We start from the raw sequence: 19,122 nt of genomic DNA on the forward strand, positions 1-19,122 counted from the left end.
GTAACCTAAGCTGCGGTGGGTTTGTTTTGAACCGTTTAGTTTAGGACATATTGACGCGGAATAGACGGCCCCAAGATTTCTCTCGCCTCGGGCCGACCGATATTTCATCGAAACGTCACCGAACTCTCGTCCTAACGCCACAGTCCGGGCGCAAAGCCTGCGCGACTTCACAGGACGTCGCCACGCCATAATGCGAGAGGGAAAAATGCTAATCAATCGCCGCCATACGCTGGGCCTGTTCGGAGCCGCTGCCGGTTCGCTTATCCTGCCGCGTGGCTTGCGTGCCCAAGGCGCGCGCCGCGAAATCACCATCGCCGTGCAGAAGATCACCAATAACAATACGCTCGACATCTGGAACGAGCAGTCGAATGTCGGCGAGCGCGTCTTCTTCCCGAACCTGTGGGAAGGTCTGATCCTGCGCGACTGGATGGGCAATCAGGGTCCGGTTCCGGGTCTTGCGACCGAATGGAAGCGGCTGGACGATAAGACCATCGAACTGAAACTGCGCCAAGGCGTCCGCTTCCATAACGGCGACGAGCTGACCGCCGATGACGTGGTTTTCTCGTTCTCGGACGAACGTCTGTTCGCCGGCACCGAACCCGCAGGCGGCAAGACGCTTTACGAGGAAAACTTCAAGCCGCAATCCGCCAAGGAGCTGCCCGCGAACATCCCCGGTATCGCGCGTCGGTTGTGGCCCGCCTTGCGTGGCGTCGAGGCGGTCGACAAGTACACCGTGCGTTTCCACAACGCGACGCCGGACGTCACGTTGGAGGGCCGTCTTTATGCCTTTGGCTCGCAGATCGCCAACAAGCGTGCTTGGGACGAAGCCGCGAGCTATGCCGATTGGGCCGCCAAACCCGTCACCACCGGCCCCTATATGGTCGAGGATTATCGTCCCGATGTCTCGCTGACGCTGGTCGCCTTTGACGATTACTGGGGTGGCCGTCCGCCGCTGCAGCGCATCCGCTTTGTCGAAGTCCCCGAGGTCGCCAGTCGCGTGAACGGTCTTCTGTCGGGCGAATATGACTTTGCCTGCGACCTGCCGCCGGACCAGATCGCCACCATCGCGGCGGCTCCGGGGCTTGAGGTGCAATCCTCGACCATCTGGAACCACCGCATCTCGGTCTTCAACAAGCAGAACGAGATCATGGCCGATCCTCTGGTCCGTCGTGCCTTTACCCATTCGATCGACCGCAAGGCGATTGTCGATGCGCTTTGGGGCGGGCAGACCACCATTCCTGCGGGCATGCAGTTCGACTCGTTCAAGACCTCGGACATGTTTGTCGAAGGTTGGGCCGTGCCGGAATACAATCCCGATCTGGCCCGCGACCTGCTGAAGCAAGCGGGCTACAAGGGCGATGCGATCCCTTATCGGCTGTTGAACAACTACTACACCAACCAGACGCCTACCGCGCAAATTCTGGTCGAGATGTGGAAACAGGTCGGTCTGAACGTCGAGATCCAGATGAAGGAAAACTGGGCACAGATCCACGATCCTGAAGGCACCAAGGGCGTGCGCGACTGGTCGGCCTCGAACAACATCAACGATCCTATCACCCCTCTGGTCGTGCAGTTCGGTCCGAACGGCGAAGCACAGCAGAAGCGCGACTTCTGGAATGAGGAAGTGAACCAGCTTTCCGTCGTGCTGGAAACCTCGACCAATCACGGCGACCGCAAGAAAGCCATCGCGCGCATGCTGGAGATCTGCGAGCGCGAGGATCCGGCCTTTACCGTGCTGCACCAGAACGCGGTCTTTACCGGCATGAAGAAGGATCTGAACTGGAAAGCCGCGCCCGCCTTCGCGATGGATTTCCGCGCCACGAACTGGAACGTCTGATTTTCGAAAGGCAGGGCGGGTCAAAGCATCCGCCCTGCTGCATTTCTACCCAGCAAGACAGGAGGGAGCGATGGCATTTGTCTCCATCCGGGACCTGCGGGTCGCCTTTGATGGCGTCCGCGTCCTGCACGGAATTGATCTGGATATCGGCAAAGGCGAGGCTATCGGGCTGGTCGGGGAAAGCGGCTGCGGCAAGTCGGTCACATGGCTTGCGGCGCTTGGACTGTTGCCCGGCAAGGCGCGGGTCGAGGGCTCGGTCACGCTTGACGGCCAGCAGTTGATCGGCGCGCCACGCAGTCAACTGGAACAGATACGCGGTGCGCGTATCGCGATGATCTTTCAGGACCCGTCATCCTCGCTTAATCCGGTACAACGCGTCGGTCGGCAGATCGGCGAGAGCCTGCGCCTGCATCGCGGATTGCGCGGCGCGCAGGCCCGGACCGAGGTGTTGCGCTTGATGGACATGGTCGGCATTCCCGACGCCAAGCGGCGCATCGACCTGTATCCGCATGAGTTTTCAGGCGGCCAGTGCCAGCGCATCATGATCGCTATGGCGCTTGCCGGCCAGCCAGATCTGCTGATCGCGGATGAGCCGACGACCGCGCTGGACGCGACCATTCAGGCCCAGATCCTTGAACTACTGTCGGGTATCCGGCGCGAGACCGGCATGGCGCTGGTCTTTATCAGCCACGATCTGGGCGCGGTTTCGGCGGTGTGTGACCGTGCGGCGGTGATGTATGCCGGTCGGATCGTCGAGACGAACGATATCCGCAGCCTGTTCGCAGCACCCGCCCATCCCTATACGCAAGGCTTGCTGCGGGCCATTCCCGATATCGACGCCAGCCGCGCCCGACTTGTCCCGATCGAGGGCACCGTGCCCGACCCCGCCGCCTTGCCCACGGGTTGCGCCTTCGCGCCGCGATGCCCGCGCAATTCGCAGCTTTGCCAGAACTATGCACCTGACCTGAAGCCGCAATCTGCCGGAGGGGTCGTCTCGTGCTTCTATCCTGTCGAGGCGGATCAAACAGCCATGAGCCAACGGCAGGAGGTATGGGCATGAGCATTTTGCTGGATGTGCGCAATGTCGTCCAAACCTACACCACCGCCAGAACCATGTTCGGCAGAACCAGCGAAATTCGCGCGGTCGATGGCATCGACCTGACAGTCCGTGAAGGCGAGATTCTGGGTATCGTGGGCGAAAGTGGCTCGGGGAAATCGACCTTGGGCCGGATGCTTCTTGGGCTGGAAACCCCAAGCCGAGGCGAAGTGATCTATCGCGGCAATCCGATGCCGCCCCCGCATAGCGTCGAATGGCGCGCGCTGCGGGCCCACATGCAACTGATCTTTCAGGACCCGCTGGCGGCACTGGACCGCCGTATGACTATTGCGCGTCAAATCGCCGAACCGCTCGAGATCCACGGTCTGGCCAAGGGTGATGCCCTGCGCAACCGTGTCGCGGAACTGATGGCCAAGGTTGGTCTGCGCAAGGATCAGGCCAATCGCTATCCGCATGAGCTGTCGGGTGGCCAGCGCCAGCGCGTGGTGATTGCTCGCGCCTTGGCTAGCGCACCGCGTTTTCTGGTCTGCGATGAGCCGGTTTCGGCGTTGGATGTCTCGATCCAGGCTCAGGTCGTGAACCTGCTGCGCGACCTGCAAGAACGAGAGCGGCTGACCATGGTTTTCATCAGCCATGACCTGAAGGTGGTGCGCAATATCTGCGACCGCGTGGCGGTCATGTATCTGGGTCGCGTGGTCGAGGAAGCGCCCTCCGACCAGATCTTCTCGGATCCGCGCCACCCCTATACGCAGGCGCTGGTGTCCTCAATCCCTCGGCCGGGGCAGGGCCTGAGCGGACGGATCGTCCTGTCGGGCGAGCCTCCGAACCCGGCGAACCGACCGACGGGCTGTGCCTTTCATCCACGATGCCGCTTCGCGGATGCGCAATGCGCGGCGACCCAACCCGAACTGCAACGACATGACGGCCATCTGGCAGCCTGCCTGAAGTTCGTCCGCGCCCGGCAATTTGCCGCCTGAGGACCCAATGTTCCGATTCATACTTGCCAAGCTTGTCCGCGCCTTCCTGACAATCCTGCTGGTCGTGACATTCGCTTTCATCGTGCTGCGGATGTCGGGCGATCCGGCGCAGATCATGCTGGGACCGGACGCACCCCAAGACGCCGTTGACGCGTTCCGTGCGCGTTGGGGGTTGGATGATCCGCTGTGGCAGCAATATCTGGCCTATCTTCAGCAGATACTCAGCTTCGACTTCGGAGTCTCGATGCGGGATCAATCGCCCGCGATCAAACTTGTGCTGGAACGTATTCCCGCGACGTTGGCCCTGACTATACCCGCGCTGATCCTGAAACTATGCATCGGGATTCCGGCGGGGGTCTATGCGGCGCTGCACCGCCAATCGGTCGCGGATCGCGGTGTCATCATGGCCTCGATCTTTGGCTTTACCATACCATCATTCGTGTTGGGGTTGGTGCTGGTCCTGATCTTTGCCGTGACGCTGGACTGGCTACCATCGGGCGGTCAGGACAGTTGGCGGCACGCGATCCTGCCCATCGCAACGCTATCCATCGGCGGTATCGGCATTCTGGCCCGTTTCTCGCGCTCGGCCATGATCGAGGTGTTGGGCCAGCCCTATATCCGCACCGCCATGGCCAAGGGCCTGCCGTGGCGTGATGTGGTCTGGCGTCACGCCTTGCCCAACGCTGCCGTCCCGATCGTGACATTGGTCGGCTTCATGGTCGGTTCGCTGATCGCCGGCGCGGTTGTCGTGGAAAGCATCTTCTCATGGCCCGGAGTGGGGCGCCTGATCGTCGTCTCGGTGGCGAACCGCGATCTTGCCGTGGTGCAGTGCCTGCTGCTCGTCATCGCCGCCTCGATGGTGATGGCGAACCTGCTGGTCGATTTTGCCTATGGTCTGCTGGACCCGCGCCTGCGCGCGAAACCCGCCGCGCATTAAGGAGCCGATGATGAGTATTGCACCCGCTGTTCCTGCTCCGCGCATGATCACACGTATCCGCCTGAAAATGCCGATACTTGTCATCATCGCCGTGGGCTGGATCTCGCTGATGGTTCTGACCGCGATCTTCGCCGACCAACTGCGCCCCTACGAAATTACCCGCATGGATCTGATGGCGCGGCTCGCGCCAATGGGGACGCCCGGACATTGGCTGGGCACGGATGAACTGGGTCGCGATGTGCTGACGCGATTGATCCAGTCGATCCGCGTCTCGCTGATGATCGCGTTCGGCGCGACGATCCTGTCGGCGGTCTTCGGCACGACGCTGGGCTTTCTGGCCGCGCAGTTCCGCGGCTGGGTCGAGCATCTGGTCATGGCATTGGCCGATTTTCAGGCCGCGCTTCCCTTCATGATCATGTCGCTGGCCGTGCTGGCCTTTTTCGGCTCGTCGATGATCTTGCTGGTGTGCCTGATGGGTTTTTATGGGTGGGAGCGTTACGCCCGTATCGCGCGCGGGTTGGCCATCTCGGCTTCGGCGCAGGGCTATGCGGCGGCTGTCGTCCAGCTTGGGGCCTCGCCACGCCGGGTCTATCTGAAACATATCCTGCCCAATGTCGCCTCGACCCTGATCGTGTCGATGACGCTGACCTTCCCCGAGATCATCCTGATGGAATCCGGCCTTAGCTTTCTGGGACTGGGTGTGCAACCGCCCCAGACCTCGCTGGGAAACATGGTGGGTTTCGGGCGCGAGTATCTGACCCGTGCGCCGTGGATCATGCTGGCACCGTCCATCGTCATTGTGCTGACGACGCTGAGCATCTCTCTGCTGGGGGATTGGCTGCGCGACCGTCTTGACCCGACTATTCGCTGAAAAGGAAATATAATGTCCCAGATCATGGCCCATCGCGGTGCGCGCGACCTATGGGCGGAAAACTCGGCGCTCGGCTTCCGCGAGGTCGCAAAGCTCGATTTCGATGCCATCGAATTCGACCTTCATTTGACCGATGCCGGTGAGCTGGTGGTTATCCATGACGCCACGCTCGAGCGGACCACGAATGGCGCCGGACCGGTACGCAGCCTGACGCGCGACGGTCGCCGCGCGTTGCGCCTGAAAGGGCCTTCGGGCGCGTTGATTGACGAAGGCATCCCGAGTTTCGACGAGGTACTGGATATCCTTGGACCGCTTCGCGCCGACCTTTATGTCGAGCTGAAAGCCGATGAAAACGGGATGCCCTATCCCGATATGGTTGCGCTGGCTGCCGATGCCTTGCGCCAGCGCGGGTTGCAGGATCGCTCGGTCCTGCACAGTTTCGATATTTCGGTTGTACGTGAGATCAAGAACGTTGCGCCCGAGTTCCGGCGGCTGATCTCGGTCAATCGGGAATGGGCGGCGCGTCAGGGGGGCATCGCTGCGTTCCTTGCCGAAGTCAACGGGTTGGTCGATATCGTCGGCATCCATCACGAGCTTTACGAGGCCGAATTCGACCTGATCCGCAGTCTGCGCCCGCTTGAGGCAACCTCGGTCTGGACGGTCAACGAGCCTGAACTGATCCGCCGCTGGATTGCGCGTGGGCCGGGTTTCATCGTCTCGGATAATCCGGTGCTGCTGCGCGAGTTGATGACCGAAAGCTGCCCTGCATGAGCTATCAGGCAATCCTTTTCGACTGCGACGGCGTGCTTCTGGACAGCGAGCCGCTGGGCTGCGGCGCCTTGGCCGAAGCCCTGACCGCAGCTGGTCACGCCATGACCGCAACCGAGGCGGCGCGGATTTTCTCGGGTAACGGGGCTGCGCAAAGTCAGGCGTGGATGGCTGCGGCAGGGCTCGATGCGACGGTAGTCTTCGCCGATGCAGACCGCCGGTTGTTTGCCATGTTCGACGAACATATCCCGCATATTTCGGGCATCGAGCGTGTCCTGTGGGATTTCGACGTCGCGATGGCGGTCTGCTCGAATTCGGGGGTGGCTCGGCTCGATCGCTCGATTGCGCGGTCGCCGCTATCCCGCCGTTTCGGCCCGCATATCTATTCGGCGGAACATGTCGCCAGGGCCAAGCCCGCGCCCGATCTGGCCCTGTTTGCGGCCGCGCGTCTGGGCATCGCGCCAAAGCAGGCGATTTTCATCGATGACAATCCACACGGCATCCTGTGCGCCCGCGAGGCGGGCTGCCTTGCCGTTGGTTTCGTCGGTCCATCCGAGCATCGGGCGGGCCATGCCGAGCGCCTGCACGAGGCCGGTGCCGATCATGTCGTCCACGGTATGGACGAATTCCACGCGCTGCTTGGCGCATTCTCTCTTCCGGTTTTTGAACGAGCGGTTTGAACATGACTGACCTTCCCTTGCTTGGCGCGGCCCTGCCGGTCGCGGCACTTGAAACCTATCAGGACTTCATCCTGTCCGAGGATCGCGATCTTGAATTGCAGGACTTCGTCAATGCCGACCTTTTGAACGATGGCTGGCAGGCCGTAGCCGATCACGCCAGAACCCTGCTTCAGGGCTACAAGGGCAGGCTGGGGATTCATGGCCCTTTCTGGGGATTGAACATCGCCAATCCCGATGCCGACCTGAGGGCAGTGATTACGGGAAAATACCTTATGGGCTTGCAGGTTTGCGAACATCTGGGCGCGACGCAGATGGTGATCCACTCGCCCTATACGACATGGGACTTCAACAATCTGGACAATTTCGCAGATCGCGAAGCCTATGACCGCGTGCTGGAAAACTGCCACAAGACGCTAGAGCCCGTGGTCCGGCGCGCTGAACAGATCGGCGTGACCATGGTGGTCGAGAATATCGAGGACAAGGACCCGGACATCCGCCGCATTCTGGCCGACAGTTTCGGCTCGGCGGCGATGGCGGTTTCGGTCGATACCGGCCACGCACATTATGCCCATGGCTCGACCGGAGCACCACCGGTCGATTATTTCATCCGTCGCGCCGGTGATCGGTTGCATCATGTCCATCTGCAGGACGCCGACGGCCATGCCGATCGGCATTGGTCGATCGGCGAGGGCAATATCGGCTGGCATGGTGTCTTCCGCGCCCTTGGCGAATTGACCGTCACGCCGCGCCTGATCCTTGAGCTGCGTGACAAGGCGGGAATACTGCCATCGGTCGCGCGATTGAACCAGATGGGTCTTGCCCGCTAATCCGCTTTGGGTTCGACGATCTGACCTTCGCGCACCAGTTGGGCGAATAGCCCGTCCTGTTTCGCAAGCTCGTGGAACGTCCCGCGTTCGACAATGCATCCGCCATCCAGAACCAGAATCTGGTCGGCGGATGCGACCGTCGACAAGCGGTGGGCGATGATCAGCGTGGTGCGGTTGGCCCGCAGCTTGTCGATGGCGCGCTTGATCTTGGCCTCGGTTGCCGGATCAAGCGCCGAGGTCGCTTCGTCAAGGATCAGGATCGGAGCATTTTTCAGCACCGCCCGCGCAATCGCGATGCGCTGGCGTTCTCCTCCGGACAGGGCGTTGCCGCGTTCGCCGATGATGAACTCATAGCCACCCGGCTTGCGCAGGATGAAGCGGTGGGCCTCGGCCAGACGGGCGGCTTGCTCGACCTCGGCATCGCTGGCATCGGGTCGGCCGACGCGGATATTCTCGGCGATCGAGCGGTTGAACAGTCCTGCTTCCTGGAAGACGACGGCGATATTGTCCCGCAATGACGACAGCTTGACGTCGGCGATATCGCTGCCATCGACAAGGATCGCGCCCTGATCGGGTTGGCGCAGCCGTTGCAACAGGGCGAGCGTCGTCGTTTTTCCCGAGCCGGTCGGGCCGACCAGCGCGATGGTCTGGCCGGGCAGGGCGTCGAATGAAAGATCGAACACGCCCTGATCGCTTGCGGGAAAGCGGTAGGTTACGTTGCGATACTCGACCCGACCAAGCACGGGTCCGGCAAGGCTTTGGGCATCGGGTGTGTCGATGACTTCGGCAGGGGCGTCGATCAATTCGAAATAGCTGCGGATAACCGGTGTCGAGCGGAACACCATACCGACGAAATTCGACAGCCGGTCCAGTTGACCGACCATTAGCCCTGCAAAGGCCCCAAAGGATACGATTTCACCCACGGTAATCTCGCCGCGTTGGGCAAGGATCGCTCCGGCGGCAAAGATCACCACCATGGTCACAGTGGCGGCGGCTCGCGTCAGCACCGTCAGCAGGCCCCACCAGGTCAGAACAGGATATTGTGCGGCCAGTAAGCTGGCAGACATCTGGCGCATGGCCTGCATCTCGCGGGCGAAACGGGAATAGCTTTGCACCACGGTCACATTGCCCAGCACATCCCCGACGCGCCCGTAAAGCTTGCCGGAATGGGATTCGACCTGAGCTTGCCCCTCGCGGGTCTTGCGGATGACCAGAATGTTGATCGCAAGATAGATCACCCCTAGCACGGCAAGTATCGCAGCCATGCGCGGGTCGATGCTGATCGCGGTTGGGATCAGCATCAGGATTCCGGCGAGTGCCGTCAGCTGCTCGCGCAGGATGCCCAGCCACAGTCCGAACAGTGCATCGGTTCCGGCAAGGATCGCCCGCACGACCGAGCCGGTCCCTTTCGCCGCGTGATACGAGATCGGCAAGGTGATCGCGCGGCTATAGGCGCTGGCCATCGCAGCCAGCCGCGCCCGATGCGCCAACCGGTCCGAGGAGACCGCCGTGATCGCCGAGGCAAAAATCCCGAACAGCCCGAATGCGGCCCATGTCGCGATCAGGCTGAACGCATCGCTTCCTTTGGCCAGACTGTCGACCATGCGGCCAAAAAGGACCGGCTCGGCCAGTTGGACAACCGCGATGGCGACTCCGGTCGCGGACAGCAGGGCAGCAAGCCATTTCTCGCCGCCAAGCAGGGTGATCGTGCGCCGATAGACCTCGGCTGCGGTCATGCTGCCCTGTGACATCCGCGTTGCTCCTAAGGTTTCGCACGCAAGACTGCGGCAAGAAGCCAAAGGGTCAAGAGGGAATGCTGTCGCATGCGGTCATGGCCTGCCACGGGGATGCCAAGCCACCAGATTTCCAGAAGATCCAAGGTCGGTCCTTGGACAGGGAAAAGCAGCGGATCAGATGATCCGCGCGATCACCGCATCGAACCCGACTGTCGCTCCGGCCTCGGCGACCTGCTCGATCCGGCCCGCTTTCGGAGCCTCGATGCGGGTTTCCATCTTCATCGCCTCGATGACCGCGATGACGTCACCTTGGGCGACCTCGGCTCCGTTCTCGACCTGCCACAGGGTCAGCGTGCCTGCGACGGGGGCGGTGACGCTGTTTGCGTCGACTGCCGAACCCGCAGCTGGGGCTGCGACATCGCCAGTCGGCAGCGCCGAGAGCAGACCCTGCGGCAATCCCAGTTCGTGCCGTTTGCCGTCGATTTCGATGGCGACGCGCAGAAGGCTAGGGCTTTGGGCGGGCGTCACGCGGGGGTGCAGCGCCATTTCTTGCGCCAGCGTTTCGGCGAAATCCGTTTCGATCCAACGGGTATGTACGCGGAAACCATCGTCATCGGCGCGGAAATCGGGCTGCTTCAGCACAGCGCGATGGAAGGGGATGACGCTGGCCACACCTTCGACACAGAATTCGGCCAAGGCGCGGGCAGCACGAGAAATCGCCTCGTCACGGGTGGATCCGGTGACAATCAGCTTCGCCATCATCGAGTCGAAATTGGCCGCAACGATTCCGCCAGTGGCCACCCCGCTATCCATCCGCACCCCCGGTCCACTAGGGGCGTCCCACAAGGTGATGGGGCCGGGTGTGGGCAGAAACCCGCGCGCTGGATCTTCGGCATTGATGCGGAACTCGATCGAGTGACCGCGCGGCGCCGGAGTGCTGTCATCGGCCAGCCGAGCGCCCGTAGCGACGCGGATCATCGCGCGGACAAGGTCGATACCCGTGGTTTCCTCGGTCACGGGATGTTCGACCTGAAGGCGGGTGTTCACTTCAAGGAAAGACAACGTACCGTTTTCGGACAGAAGGAATTCGACGGTTCCCGCCCCGCTATAGCCGGCCTTCGCGCAGATATCGCGGGCGGATTCCAGAATGCGTTGCGTCTGCTCGGGCGACAGGAACGGAGCCGGAGCTTCCTCGACCAGTTTCTGGTTGCGGCGCTGCAATGAACAATCGCGCGTGCCCAGAACCTTGACCGTACCGTGACGGTCGGCCAGAACCTGAGCCTCGATATGTCGGGGGCGGTTCAGGAACTGCTCGACAAAACATTCGCCCCGACCGAAGGCCGAAACAGCTTCGCGCGTGGCGCTGTCGAACAGTTCTTCGACCTCTTCCAGACGCCATGCGACCTTCATGCCGCGTCCGCCACCGCCATGCGCGGCCTTGATCGCCATGGGCAGACCGTGTTCGCGGGCAAAGTCCAGTGCCTCGGGGCCGGTGACGGGGCCAGAACTGCCAGCGACCAATGGCGCGCCGACCGATTCCGCGATGCGCCGGGCCTCGATCTTGTCGCCAAGCGCGTCGATCACGGCGGGATCTGGACCGATCCAGATCAGGCCCGCATCCAGCACGGCTTGGGCGAAATCGGCGCGCTCGGACAGGAAACCATAGCCGGGATGGATCGCGTCCGCTCTGGTTCGGGCTGCGATGGCAAGGATTTTGGACGCGCTCAGATAGGTGTCTGCGGGTTTGTCGCCACCCAAGGCATGGGCTTCATCGGCGGCGCGGACAAACAAGGCATCTCGGTCCGCATCGGCATAGATCGCGATCGCCTCGATGCCTTCGTCGCGGCACGCACGAATGACGCGCAGCGCGATCTCGCCACGGTTGGCAATCAGGATGCGTCGGATAAGGCGCGGGGTCGCGCCGTCAAGAAACAGGGTCATGCGTCGGCCTCGGGAAAGATGGGGGCGAAGGGGGCGGCAGCGACAAAGCGGATGCGTGCGCCCGGAGGAATTTGCGCCGCAAGATCCAGTGCTTCGGGCAGCACGGTTGCGATGACGGGATAGCCACCGGTCAGCGGATGATCGGCAAGGAAGAAAACCGGCTGGCCGGAATGCGGGATCTGGATCGCACCCGTTTCCGTGCCTTCCGAGGGCAGTTCGCGGGTGTCACGGGTCAGCGGTCTGGGGCCTTCCAGCCGCATTCCCACGCGTGAGGATAGCGGCGAAACCGTCCATTCCTGCGTCAGGAACTGATCGACCGTTTCGGAGGGGAACCAATCGGTGCGCGGGCCAAGCCGGACCGGAATTTCGACCAGATCGCCATTCTCGGGCAGTTCTAGTTGCGGGGTAGGTTGGGCATCGACAGCCCCGACAACCGTATTGGCGAGCGGCAGGACCGCACCATTTGTCAGGGGCTCGGGGCCGATATGCGCCAATGTATCACGCGAGGCGCTGCCCATCACGGGGGGCACGTCGAAGCCACCGCGCACGGCCAGATAGCTGCGCATTCCTCGTTGCGGGGGCGGAAGGATCAGGACCTCGGATGCGTCCAGCGCAAAGGGGCGCGACAGGTCGACAGCGGTGTGAATTCCGTCCACCTCGATCTCGGCTCGGTCGGCAGCGCCTTCCAGTGCAATCGTCACCGGCCTGTCCGCGGTCAGCCGCGACGGGCCCAGCGTGATCTCCAGAACCGGCGTCCCCGAGGGGTTGCCGACACGGCGGTTGGCGCGACGCATGCTGCCGATGTCCAATGCCCCCGAGGCCGAAACCCCCTGTCCGCCCTGTCCGGGGCGGCCTTCATCCTGAACCGTGATCGGGAAGGCGGTGGACAGGATTTTCAGCCCCTGCGTGGCGGGCGTCGGTTTCGGTGCGACGGCGCGGGCAGGTGCTGCGGCCTCGACGAAGCGCACGCGCTGGCCCGGAGCAAGCAACGCTGCCGGATCGCGGGACAGGTCGAACATCGGGACATCCGTGCGACCGATCAACTGCCAGCCCCCCGGAGATTCCAGCGGATAGATCCCCGAGAACCGTCCGGCCAAGGCGACCGATCCGGCCGGAATCCGTGTTCGCGGCGACGACCGGCGGGCCACGTCAAAGCGCGGGTCGTCACAAGTCATATAGGCAAAGCCGGGAGCAAAGCCGCAGAACGCCACCTGCCATGTTGCGGCCTGATGCGCGGCAATGACTTCGGGAACGGAAAGCCGCATCAACTGCGCAACCTCGGCCAGATCCTCACCGTCATAGGTCACCGGAAGTTCGATGACGGGCGAGGTGTTCTGCGCGGGCACGGTCCCCGGAGGGGGGCGGCACTTGAGGATCTCGGCAGCCAGCCGTCCATCGGCAGGCGTGCCAAGCTCGGTGCGGACCATCAATGTCCGCGCCGCAGGAATGATTTCCGCGATGCCCGGCACGGGGTTTGCGTTCAGCGCGTCGAACAGAACAAGCGTCTCGGCCAGATCGGGCAGTTCGATCAGCAGGGTGCGCGGTCCGACAGGAAGGAAGGTGACTGTCATACGTGCCACCGGCTGTCGGGAATGTCCGTGACGAACATATGCCCCGGCGCATGCGTGATCGCAAAAGGCACGCGCGACGCCATAACAGCCGCTTGCGGGGTCACGCCGCAGGCCCAGAACACCGGAACCTCGCCGTCGCGGATTTCGACAGGATCGCCGAAATCGGGGCGTGCAAGGTCGGTGATGCCCAGCGAGGCCGGATCGCCGATATGGACCGGTGCGCCGTGGACTCCGGGATAGCGGCCGGTGATCGTGACCGCATCGGCCACGCGATCGGCAGGGATAGGACGCATCGACACGACCATCGGTCCTTGCAACCTGCCCGCCGGACGGCAGGCGCGATTGGTCGAATACATCGGCACGTTGCAGCCCTGCGTGATGTGGCGGATCTCGATTCCGGCTTCGAGAAGCGGAGTTTCGAAGGTAAAGGAGCAGCCGATCAGGAAGGTGACAAGGTCGGGATGCTCTGCCCAAGCGTCGGTGGCGTCGCTGACCTCTTCGGCCAGCTTGCCGTCGCGCCAGATCCGGTAGAGCGGCAGATCGGTGCGCAGATCAGCGCCGGACGCCAGCGCGGTGTCGAAGCGGCCGGCCTCGGTCACGTCAAGGACGGGGCAGGGTTTGGGGTTGCGTTGGGCGTAAAGCAGGAAATCCCACGCCCAGTCCTTGGGCAGCGAAATCATGTTGCATTGGGTGAAACCGGCAGCCATGCCAGCGGTCGGCGCGACCAACCCGTTGCGGCATTCAAGGCGGGCTTGCTGGGGCGTCATGCGAAGCTCCGGATTTCGACGCCGCCAGCCAGCAGAACCTCGCGGACACGGGCCGCCATGGCGACCGCTCCGGGGCTGTCGCCGTGGATGCAGATGCTTTGCGCGTCAAGCTGCAGGATCGAGCCGTCAATCGCCTCGATCACGCCATCGGTCGCAAGGCGCAGCATCCGTTGGGCGACAAGCTCGGGGTCGTGCAGCACGGCTCCTGCCTCGCGGCGCGATACCAGCGTGCCTTGGGGGGTATAGGCGCGGTCGGCGAATGCCTCGGCGACGACGGGCAGACCTGCTGCCTTGGCCCGTTCAAGGATCGGTGCGCCAGCCAGCCCCATCATCACCAGCGTGGGATCGACGGCCAGCATCCCCGCGATGACGGCATCGGCCTGCCGCGCATCACCCGCAATGGTGTTGTACAGCGCGCCATGCGGTTTGACATAGGTGACGCGGGTTCCTGCGGCCTTCGCAAGCCCTTGCAGTGCGCCGATCTGATAGATGACATCGGCGGTCAGTTCCGCCGAAGTCACGTCCATGTTGCGGCGCCCGAACCCGACCCGGTCAGGGTACGAAACATGCGCGCCCACCGCGACACCACGTTCCTTGGCCTGTCCGAGCGTGGTCAGGATGCCCAAGGCATCGCCCGCGTGATAGCCGCAGGCCACATTGGCCGAACTGACGAGTTCCAGCATCGTGGCGTCGTCACCCATGCGCCATGCGCCGTAACTTTCGCCCAGATCGCTGTTCAGGTCGATTTGTGGTGCCATGATGTTTTTCCTTACAGGCCGACGAAGGCGAAGATGGTGCCGATGGATTTATAGCCCATGAACCAGGTCAAGGCGCAGACGGCGGCATTCGCAATCAGCAGCGGCCGGTTATAGCGGTGTCCGCCCATCAGGTCCGCGCGGGCAAAGCCGACATAGGTAAAGATTGTCAGACCGATCGGCAGGATAAGACCGTTGAAACCGCCGACAAACACAAGAATGGCGGCCGGAGGCGTGGTCATGGCGATATAGACCGCCAGCGAAACGGTGATGAAAATGACCGTGGCGATGTCGCGCGCCCGGTCCGACATCGGCTTGAACACCGGCAGGAAACTGACCGAGGTATAGGCCGCCCCGATGACCGAGGTGATTGCCGCAGCCCAGAACACGATACCGAACACGCGCAAACCGATCTGGCCTGCGGCGGTGAAGAAGGCCTGCGCTGCGGGGTTGGCGGCTTTGCTGGACAGATCCAGAGTGACGCCTCCGGCGACGACGCCAAGGATGGCAAGGAACAGGACAAAGCGCATCACGCCGGTTACAGCGATGCCGGTCAGGGCGGCGCGGGTCACGGCGGCCAGATTCTCGGGGCCGGTCAGTCCCTTGTCGATCAGGCGGTGCGCGCCCGAATAGGTGATGTAGCCGCCGACAGTCCCGCCGACAATCGTGGTGATGGTCGCGAAATCGATGGTGTCGGGCAGGATCGTCTGGCGCAATGCCTCGCCGACCGGCGGGTTCGAGATCACCGCGACGAAAAGCGTCAGCGCGATCATGACAAAGCCCAGCACGATGATCATGCGGTCAAGCAGAACCCCCGCACGTTTCGAAAGAAAGATGCCGATCGCCATCAGCGCCGAAATCGCGCCGCCGATCTTCGGATCAAGGCCGATCATCGCGTTCAGGCCAAGTCCCGCGCCAGCGATGTTGCCGACGTTGAAGGCGAGCCCTCCGATAATGACCAGAATGGCCAGCAGGTAGCCTGCGCCGGGGATCGCGGCGTTCGCAGTCTCGGAGGCGCGTTTGCGGGTCAGCGCGGTGATGCGCCAGATATTCAACTGCACCACGAAGTCGATCAGCACCGAAGCAAGGATCGCGAAAGCAAATGCCGCGCCAAGCTTGGCGGTGAATGTGGCTGTCTGGGTGATGAAACCCGGCCCGATGGCCGAGGTCGCCATCAGGAAAATTGCTGCCATGAATGAACCGCGCATTGTCGCGGCACTGGCAGAAGGCAAGTCATTCTTCATCGAAACTCTCTCCCATCGAGGACATGCGGGTCGCAGATCCATGCGGCCACCTCCTCTGGTCCCGCAAGAAGTGAACCTACAGAAAGAACAACATTGTTCAACAATAATGTGGAGAATGTACAATCAAGCGACGCATTGCCGGAAATGGGGGCAGAATGGAATCTTCGGCCCCTTGGAATTAGAGCCTGCAAACGGCTATCTGCTTGGAACAAATTGAAGGATTAAGATGCGCGCCCTAGATTCAGCCACTGGACTAGCCGAACATGTCGCGCTGGCGTTGCGCGACCGGATCATCGGTGGCGCACTGGTTCCCGGACAGCGCCTTTCGGAAGCAAAACTTGCGGCCGAACTGGACATTTCGCGAAACACGTTGCGCGAGGTGTTCCGCTTGCTGACGCGTGACGGGCTTTTGCGGCACGAGCCGAACCGTGGCGTTTTCGTGGCAAGCCCTTCGATGGCGACGATCCTTGATATCTACCGCGTCCGTCGGCTGATCGAGATTCCGGCCCTGACGCAAGCCTGGCCCAAGCATGCTGCCGTGGACCGGATGGAGGCTGCGGTCAGGATTGCCGAGATTGCCCAGAACAAGCCCGACTGGCGCGAGGTGGGCAGCGCCAACATGGAATTTCACACCGCAATCGTCGCGCTGACCGACAGCCCGCGGCTGATGGATTTCTTTGCTCGGATCGTCGCCGAAATGCGCTTGGCTTTCGGCTTGCTCGGCAGTCCCGAAGAGTTGCACGCGCCCTATATCGGTCGCAATCGCGAGATCTTGCAACTGCTGCAAGACGGGCAGGGCGCAAAGGCTGCCGCCCTGCTTGACGATTACCTGACGATATCCGAACGCAACCTCATGTCGGCATTCGCGCGGATTTCACGTGATTGAGGTGTAAGCGGGTTAGGGCGCTGCGGTCGCGGATCGCTTAAGGCTTTGTACCAGACGGACCGCCCGCCGCAGCGCCGTCACCGCCGCGCCTACTGCGACGATCCAAAGGGCGATATGCAGAACCCCGCCATGCCCGGACCAAACCGGTTCGGCGATGCTGATCAAGGCAGCAGCAGTCACCACGGCCATGCGGTGCTGCTTCGCCATCGGACCCGAAAAATCGGCGGCGGTCCCGCAACTCACACCCAGTTGGCGGACATAGGCGGTCAGGAAGGCAAAGCTGACTGCAGCCCAGCCAAGCGCGGGTAAACCCAATCCCAGTCCCACGCCGATCAGGATCAGTAGATCGGCAACACGATCGGGAAACTCGTTCCAGAATCCACCGTCGGGCGAGGCGCGTCCGGCCTCGATCGCGACCATGCCGTCGAACAGATTGCACAGCAGTCGGGTCTGGGTGAAGGCGGCAGCCAAAACCAACAGGATGGCGCGTCCGAAGCCATGGGTTCCCCCTGCAAGCCAGAAACAGCCTCCGGCCAGAAACGCAGCCCCGATGCCCGCCATGGAAATCTGGTTCGGGGTGATCGGGGTCGAGGCCAGCCAGCGGGTGATCCTCGTGGCCCATCTGGTGTCGCGGCTGGCCAGAGGGCGGCGGTTTTTGGTGTCTGCCATGACTTAACCCACATTCCAGAAATAGCGCGTGACGTGAAAGAAGATCGGCGCGGCAAACAGGACCGAGTCCAGCCGGTCGATAAAGCCGCCGTGGCCCGCGATCGAATGCCCCCAATCCTTCACGCCACGGTCGCGTTTGATCGCGGACATGACCAGCCCTCCGGCAAAACCCATCTGGGTGATCAGCAGGCTCATTCCGGCAGCTTGCAGCGGGCTGAAGGGCGTCATCCACCATAGGCAGGTGCCGATCAGCGTGGCCGACAGGCAGCCGCCGATGAAGCCCTCGACCGTTTTGGACGGAGACAGCTTCGGCGCGATCTTGCGCCGACCGATCAGCTTTCCCCATATATATTGCAGGACGTCGCTAAGCTGCACCACGATCACCAGAAACGCGATCAGCAGCACGCCGCGTCCGGTGTAACCCGGAATGTTCAGGTTCAGCAGGGCGGGCACATACGAGACGCAATAGACGCAGATCATCAGCGCCCATTGCATTTCGGCGATGCGGACAAGGTAGTTGCGGGTCTCACCGGACAGGGCAGAGACGATGGGTAGCAGCAGGAAGACGTAGACGGGAATAAACACCGCCGCCAATCCGTACCATTGGGTCCAGACCAGCCAGAACTGGAACGGCAGCACCACGAAAAAGGCGACGGCCAGCGAGTTATGATCGGCGCGGGTGGCGTTGGTCAGTGTCATGAACTCGCGCAGCGCCGCAAACGAGCATAATGCGAACAGGGCGACCACGCCCAACCGCCCCCCCAGAAAGGCCAGCGAAATCGCGATGGTCATGATCCACCACGCGCGGATTCTGGCGTTCAGGTTCTCAATCGCGGAGTTTTCGCCATCGGGCGAATAGCGCCATTGCAAAAGCCATCCCACCAGAGAGGCAAAGACCAGCACACCCCCGATTCCGGCGATGACCGTTAACAGATCCGAACGGGCGTGATCCATCAGGAGGCCTCCGATCTGGGTCGCAGGGCAAGCAGGGCATCGCGCGAACGCATTAGGAATTCGTCCTTTGTCTCATCGTCTTGGACCTTCATCGGTGCGCCGAACACCACTTCGCACATCAGCGGCACGGGAATGAAGGCGCCTTTGGGCAGGACGCGGTTCAGGTTCTCGATCCAGACCGGCACGAACTCGGTCTGGGGCCGCAGACGGGCAAGGTGAAATATCCCGCTTTTGAACGGAAGAAGCGTTGCGTCCGTCAGGTTGCGCGTGCCTTCGGGGAAGATGATCAGCGATGCGCCTTCGTCCAGCGCTTTGGCCATCAGATCGACCGGAGTTTCGGCGCTCTGGGCTCCGCTGCGTTCGATCAGCAATGCGTTGAACACGTCCGAGCCGATATAGCTGCGCAATTTCCCCTTGCGCCAGTAATCGGCCCCCGCGACAGGGCGCGTGACCTGCCGCTGGCGGGGCGGCAAGACCGACCAAATCAAGATAAAATCGCCATGGCTTGCGTGGTTGGAAAAATAGACGCGCTGCTTCAGTGGTTTAGGGTCGAAACCCAGCCACATGGGCCGGACGGCGGTAACGGCATGGGCAAAAAAGGTGATCGCCCGCCCGCAGGCAAATGCCATGATGCTCCGCGCCCGT

General features: G+C 62.3%; 18 protein-coding genes. 9 read left to right on the top strand and 9 right to left on the bottom strand.

The features are described from left to right. Positions 1 to 205: 205 nt before the first annotated feature. From GL286_RS15025 to GL286_RS15060, 8 genes are all read left to right on the top strand, one after another. Complete coding sequence (locus tag GL286_RS15025) at positions 206 to 1,837, top strand: ABC transporter substrate-binding protein (RefSeq protein WP_155096399.1); 1,632 nt, start codon at positions 206 to 208, stop codon at positions 1,835 to 1,837. 70 nt (positions 1,838 to 1,907) lie between these two features. Next, positions 1,908 to 2,897: an ABC transporter ATP-binding protein gene (locus GL286_RS15030; protein WP_155096400.1), complete on the top strand. Its 990-nt coding sequence runs from the start codon at positions 1,908 to 1,910 to the stop codon at positions 2,895 to 2,897. After that, positions 2,894 to 3,871: an ABC transporter ATP-binding protein gene (locus GL286_RS15035; protein ID WP_155096401.1), complete on the top strand. Its 978-nt coding sequence runs from the start codon at positions 2,894 to 2,896 to the stop codon at positions 3,869 to 3,871. The genes GL286_RS15030 and GL286_RS15035 overlap by 4 nt, the downstream gene beginning before the upstream one ends. A gap of 7 nt (positions 3,872 to 3,878) precedes the next feature. Next, entirely contained in the window at positions 3,879 to 4,808 is a 930-nt protein-coding gene (locus GL286_RS15040) for an ABC transporter permease (RefSeq protein WP_155096402.1), read from the top strand. Positions 4,809 to 4,818: 10 nt separating this feature from the next. Next, on the top strand, positions 4,819 to 5,679 hold the full coding sequence (locus GL286_RS15045; protein WP_170295221.1) for an ABC transporter permease: 861 nt from the start codon (positions 4,819 to 4,821) through the stop codon (positions 5,677 to 5,679). A gap of 12 nt (positions 5,680 to 5,691) precedes the next feature. After that, a complete protein-coding gene (locus GL286_RS15050; RefSeq protein WP_155096404.1) occupies positions 5,692 to 6,450 on the top strand; it encodes a glycerophosphodiester phosphodiesterase family protein in 759 nt (252 codons plus the stop codon). Beyond that, positions 6,447 to 7,127: an HAD family hydrolase gene (locus tag GL286_RS15055; protein ID WP_155096405.1), complete on the top strand. Its 681-nt coding sequence runs from the start codon at positions 6,447 to 6,449 to the stop codon at positions 7,125 to 7,127. Before GL286_RS15050 ends, GL286_RS15055 begins: the two co-directional genes overlap by 4 nt. Positions 7,128 to 7,129: 2 nt before the next feature. Continuing rightward, positions 7,130 to 7,954, top strand: coding sequence for a sugar phosphate isomerase/epimerase family protein (locus tag GL286_RS15060; RefSeq protein WP_155096406.1), 825 nt, complete (start codon positions 7,130 to 7,132; stop codon positions 7,952 to 7,954). Here GL286_RS15060 and GL286_RS15065 read toward each other — a convergent pair. The 6 genes from GL286_RS15065 to GL286_RS15090 form a co-directional block, all read right to left on the bottom strand. Next, complete coding sequence (locus GL286_RS15065; protein WP_211596358.1) at positions 7,951 to 9,705, bottom strand: glucan ABC transporter ATP-binding protein/ permease; 1,755 nt, start codon at positions 9,703 to 9,705, stop codon at positions 7,951 to 7,953. The two genes, GL286_RS15060 and GL286_RS15065, sit on opposite strands and share 4 nt — an antisense overlap. 159 nt (positions 9,706 to 9,864) lie before the next feature. Then, positions 9,865 to 11,631 (bottom strand): acetyl/propionyl/methylcrotonyl-CoA carboxylase subunit alpha, encoded by a 1,767-nt coding sequence (locus tag GL286_RS15070; protein ID WP_155096407.1) that lies wholly within the window; start codon positions 11,629 to 11,631, stop codon positions 9,865 to 9,867. Next, positions 11,628 to 13,202 (bottom strand): 5-oxoprolinase subunit B/C family protein, encoded by a 1,575-nt coding sequence (locus tag GL286_RS15075; RefSeq protein WP_155096408.1) that lies wholly within the window; start codon positions 13,200 to 13,202, stop codon positions 11,628 to 11,630. Before GL286_RS15075 ends, GL286_RS15070 begins: the two co-directional genes overlap by 4 nt. Next, positions 13,199 to 13,969 carry a putative hydro-lyase gene (locus tag GL286_RS15080; RefSeq protein ID WP_155096409.1) on the bottom strand — a complete coding sequence of 257 codons (771 nt, stop codon included), beginning with the start codon at positions 13,967 to 13,969 and terminating at the stop codon, positions 13,199 to 13,201. Before GL286_RS15080 ends, GL286_RS15075 begins: the two co-directional genes overlap by 4 nt. Further along, positions 13,966 to 14,727, bottom strand: coding sequence for a LamB/YcsF family protein (locus GL286_RS15085; protein ID WP_155096410.1), 762 nt, complete (start codon positions 14,725 to 14,727; stop codon positions 13,966 to 13,968). Before GL286_RS15085 ends, GL286_RS15080 begins: the two co-directional genes overlap by 4 nt. Before the next feature lie 11 nt (positions 14,728 to 14,738). Next, on the bottom strand, positions 14,739 to 15,968 hold the full coding sequence (locus tag GL286_RS15090; RefSeq protein WP_155096411.1) for an NRAMP family divalent metal transporter: 1,230 nt from the start codon (positions 15,966 to 15,968) through the stop codon (positions 14,739 to 14,741). Positions 15,969 to 16,194: 226 nt separating this feature from the next. Here GL286_RS15090 and GL286_RS15095 point away from each other — a divergent pair, with 226 nt between their 5' ends. Beyond that, positions 16,195 to 16,854: a GntR family transcriptional regulator gene (locus GL286_RS15095; protein ID WP_155096412.1), complete on the top strand. Its 660-nt coding sequence runs from the start codon at positions 16,195 to 16,197 to the stop codon at positions 16,852 to 16,854. Positions 16,855 to 16,866: 12 nt separating this feature from the next. On the opposite strand, the gene GL286_RS15100 is transcribed toward GL286_RS15095, so the two are convergent. The 3 genes from GL286_RS15100 to GL286_RS15110 are packed head-to-tail and all read right to left on the bottom strand — an operon-like array spanning position 16,867 to position 19,106. Then, entirely contained in the window at positions 16,867 to 17,523 is a 657-nt protein-coding gene (locus tag GL286_RS15100; protein WP_155096413.1) for a CDP-alcohol phosphatidyltransferase family protein, read from the bottom strand. 3 nt (positions 17,524 to 17,526) lie between these two features. Further along, positions 17,527 to 18,477 (bottom strand): phosphatidate cytidylyltransferase, encoded by a 951-nt coding sequence (locus tag GL286_RS15105; RefSeq protein ID WP_155096414.1) that lies wholly within the window; start codon positions 18,475 to 18,477, stop codon positions 17,527 to 17,529. Further along, entirely contained in the window at positions 18,477 to 19,106 is a 630-nt protein-coding gene (locus tag GL286_RS15110; protein ID WP_155096415.1) for a lysophospholipid acyltransferase family protein, read from the bottom strand. Before GL286_RS15110 ends, GL286_RS15105 begins: the two co-directional genes overlap by 1 nt. Between the last annotated feature and the right edge of the window lie 16 nt (positions 19,107 to 19,122).

The sequence above is a fragment of the Paracoccus aestuariivivens genome (assembly GCF_009711225.1).
Taxonomy (GTDB): Bacteria; Pseudomonadota; Alphaproteobacteria; order Rhodobacterales; family Rhodobacteraceae; genus Paracoccus; species Paracoccus aestuariivivens.

What these genes read in the sequence shown, in the direction of transcription:
- GL286_RS15025 (WP_155096399.1), top strand. Translation starts at nt 206, where the DNA reads ATGCTAATCAATCGCCGCCATACGCTGGGCCTGTTCGGAGCCGCTGCC.
- GL286_RS15030 (WP_155096400.1), top strand. Translation starts at nt 1,908, where the DNA reads ATGGCATTTGTCTCCATCCGGGACCTGCGGGTCGCCTTTGATGGCGTC.
- GL286_RS15035 (WP_155096401.1), top strand. Translation starts at nt 2,894, where the DNA reads ATGAGCATTTTGCTGGATGTGCGCAATGTCGTCCAAACCTACACCACC.
- GL286_RS15040 (WP_155096402.1), top strand. Translation starts at nt 3,879, where the DNA reads ATGTTCCGATTCATACTTGCCAAGCTTGTCCGCGCCTTCCTGACAATC.
- GL286_RS15045 (WP_170295221.1), top strand. Translation starts at nt 4,819, where the DNA reads ATGAGTATTGCACCCGCTGTTCCTGCTCCGCGCATGATCACACGTATC.
- GL286_RS15050 (WP_155096404.1), top strand. Translation starts at nt 5,692, where the DNA reads ATGTCCCAGATCATGGCCCATCGCGGTGCGCGCGACCTATGGGCGGAA.
- GL286_RS15055 (WP_155096405.1), top strand. Translation starts at nt 6,447, where the DNA reads ATGAGCTATCAGGCAATCCTTTTCGACTGCGACGGCGTGCTTCTGGAC.
- GL286_RS15060 (WP_155096406.1), top strand. Translation starts at nt 7,130, where the DNA reads ATGACTGACCTTCCCTTGCTTGGCGCGGCCCTGCCGGTCGCGGCACTT.
- GL286_RS15065 (WP_211596358.1), bottom strand. Translation starts at nt 9,705, where the DNA reads ATGTCACAGGGCAGCATGACCGCAGCCGAGGTCTATCGGCGCACGATC.
- GL286_RS15070 (WP_155096407.1), bottom strand. Translation starts at nt 11,631, where the DNA reads ATGACCCTGTTTCTTGACGGCGCGACCCCGCGCCTTATCCGACGCATC.
- GL286_RS15075 (WP_155096408.1), bottom strand. Translation starts at nt 13,202, where the DNA reads ATGACAGTCACCTTCCTTCCTGTCGGACCGCGCACCCTGCTGATCGAA.
- GL286_RS15080 (WP_155096409.1), bottom strand. Translation starts at nt 13,969, where the DNA reads ATGACGCCCCAGCAAGCCCGCCTTGAATGCCGCAACGGGTTGGTCGCG.
- GL286_RS15085 (WP_155096410.1), bottom strand. Translation starts at nt 14,727, where the DNA reads ATGGCACCACAAATCGACCTGAACAGCGATCTGGGCGAAAGTTACGGC.
- GL286_RS15090 (WP_155096411.1), bottom strand. Translation starts at nt 15,968, where the DNA reads ATGAAGAATGACTTGCCTTCTGCCAGTGCCGCGACAATGCGCGGTTCA.
- GL286_RS15095 (WP_155096412.1), top strand. Translation starts at nt 16,195, where the DNA reads ATGCGCGCCCTAGATTCAGCCACTGGACTAGCCGAACATGTCGCGCTG.
- GL286_RS15100 (WP_155096413.1), bottom strand. Translation starts at nt 17,523, where the DNA reads ATGGCAGACACCAAAAACCGCCGCCCTCTGGCCAGCCGCGACACCAGA.
- GL286_RS15105 (WP_155096414.1), bottom strand. Translation starts at nt 18,477, where the DNA reads ATGGATCACGCCCGTTCGGATCTGTTAACGGTCATCGCCGGAATCGGG.
- GL286_RS15110 (WP_155096415.1), bottom strand. Translation starts at nt 19,106, where the DNA reads ATGGCATTTGCCTGCGGGCGGGCGATCACCTTTTTTGCCCATGCCGTT.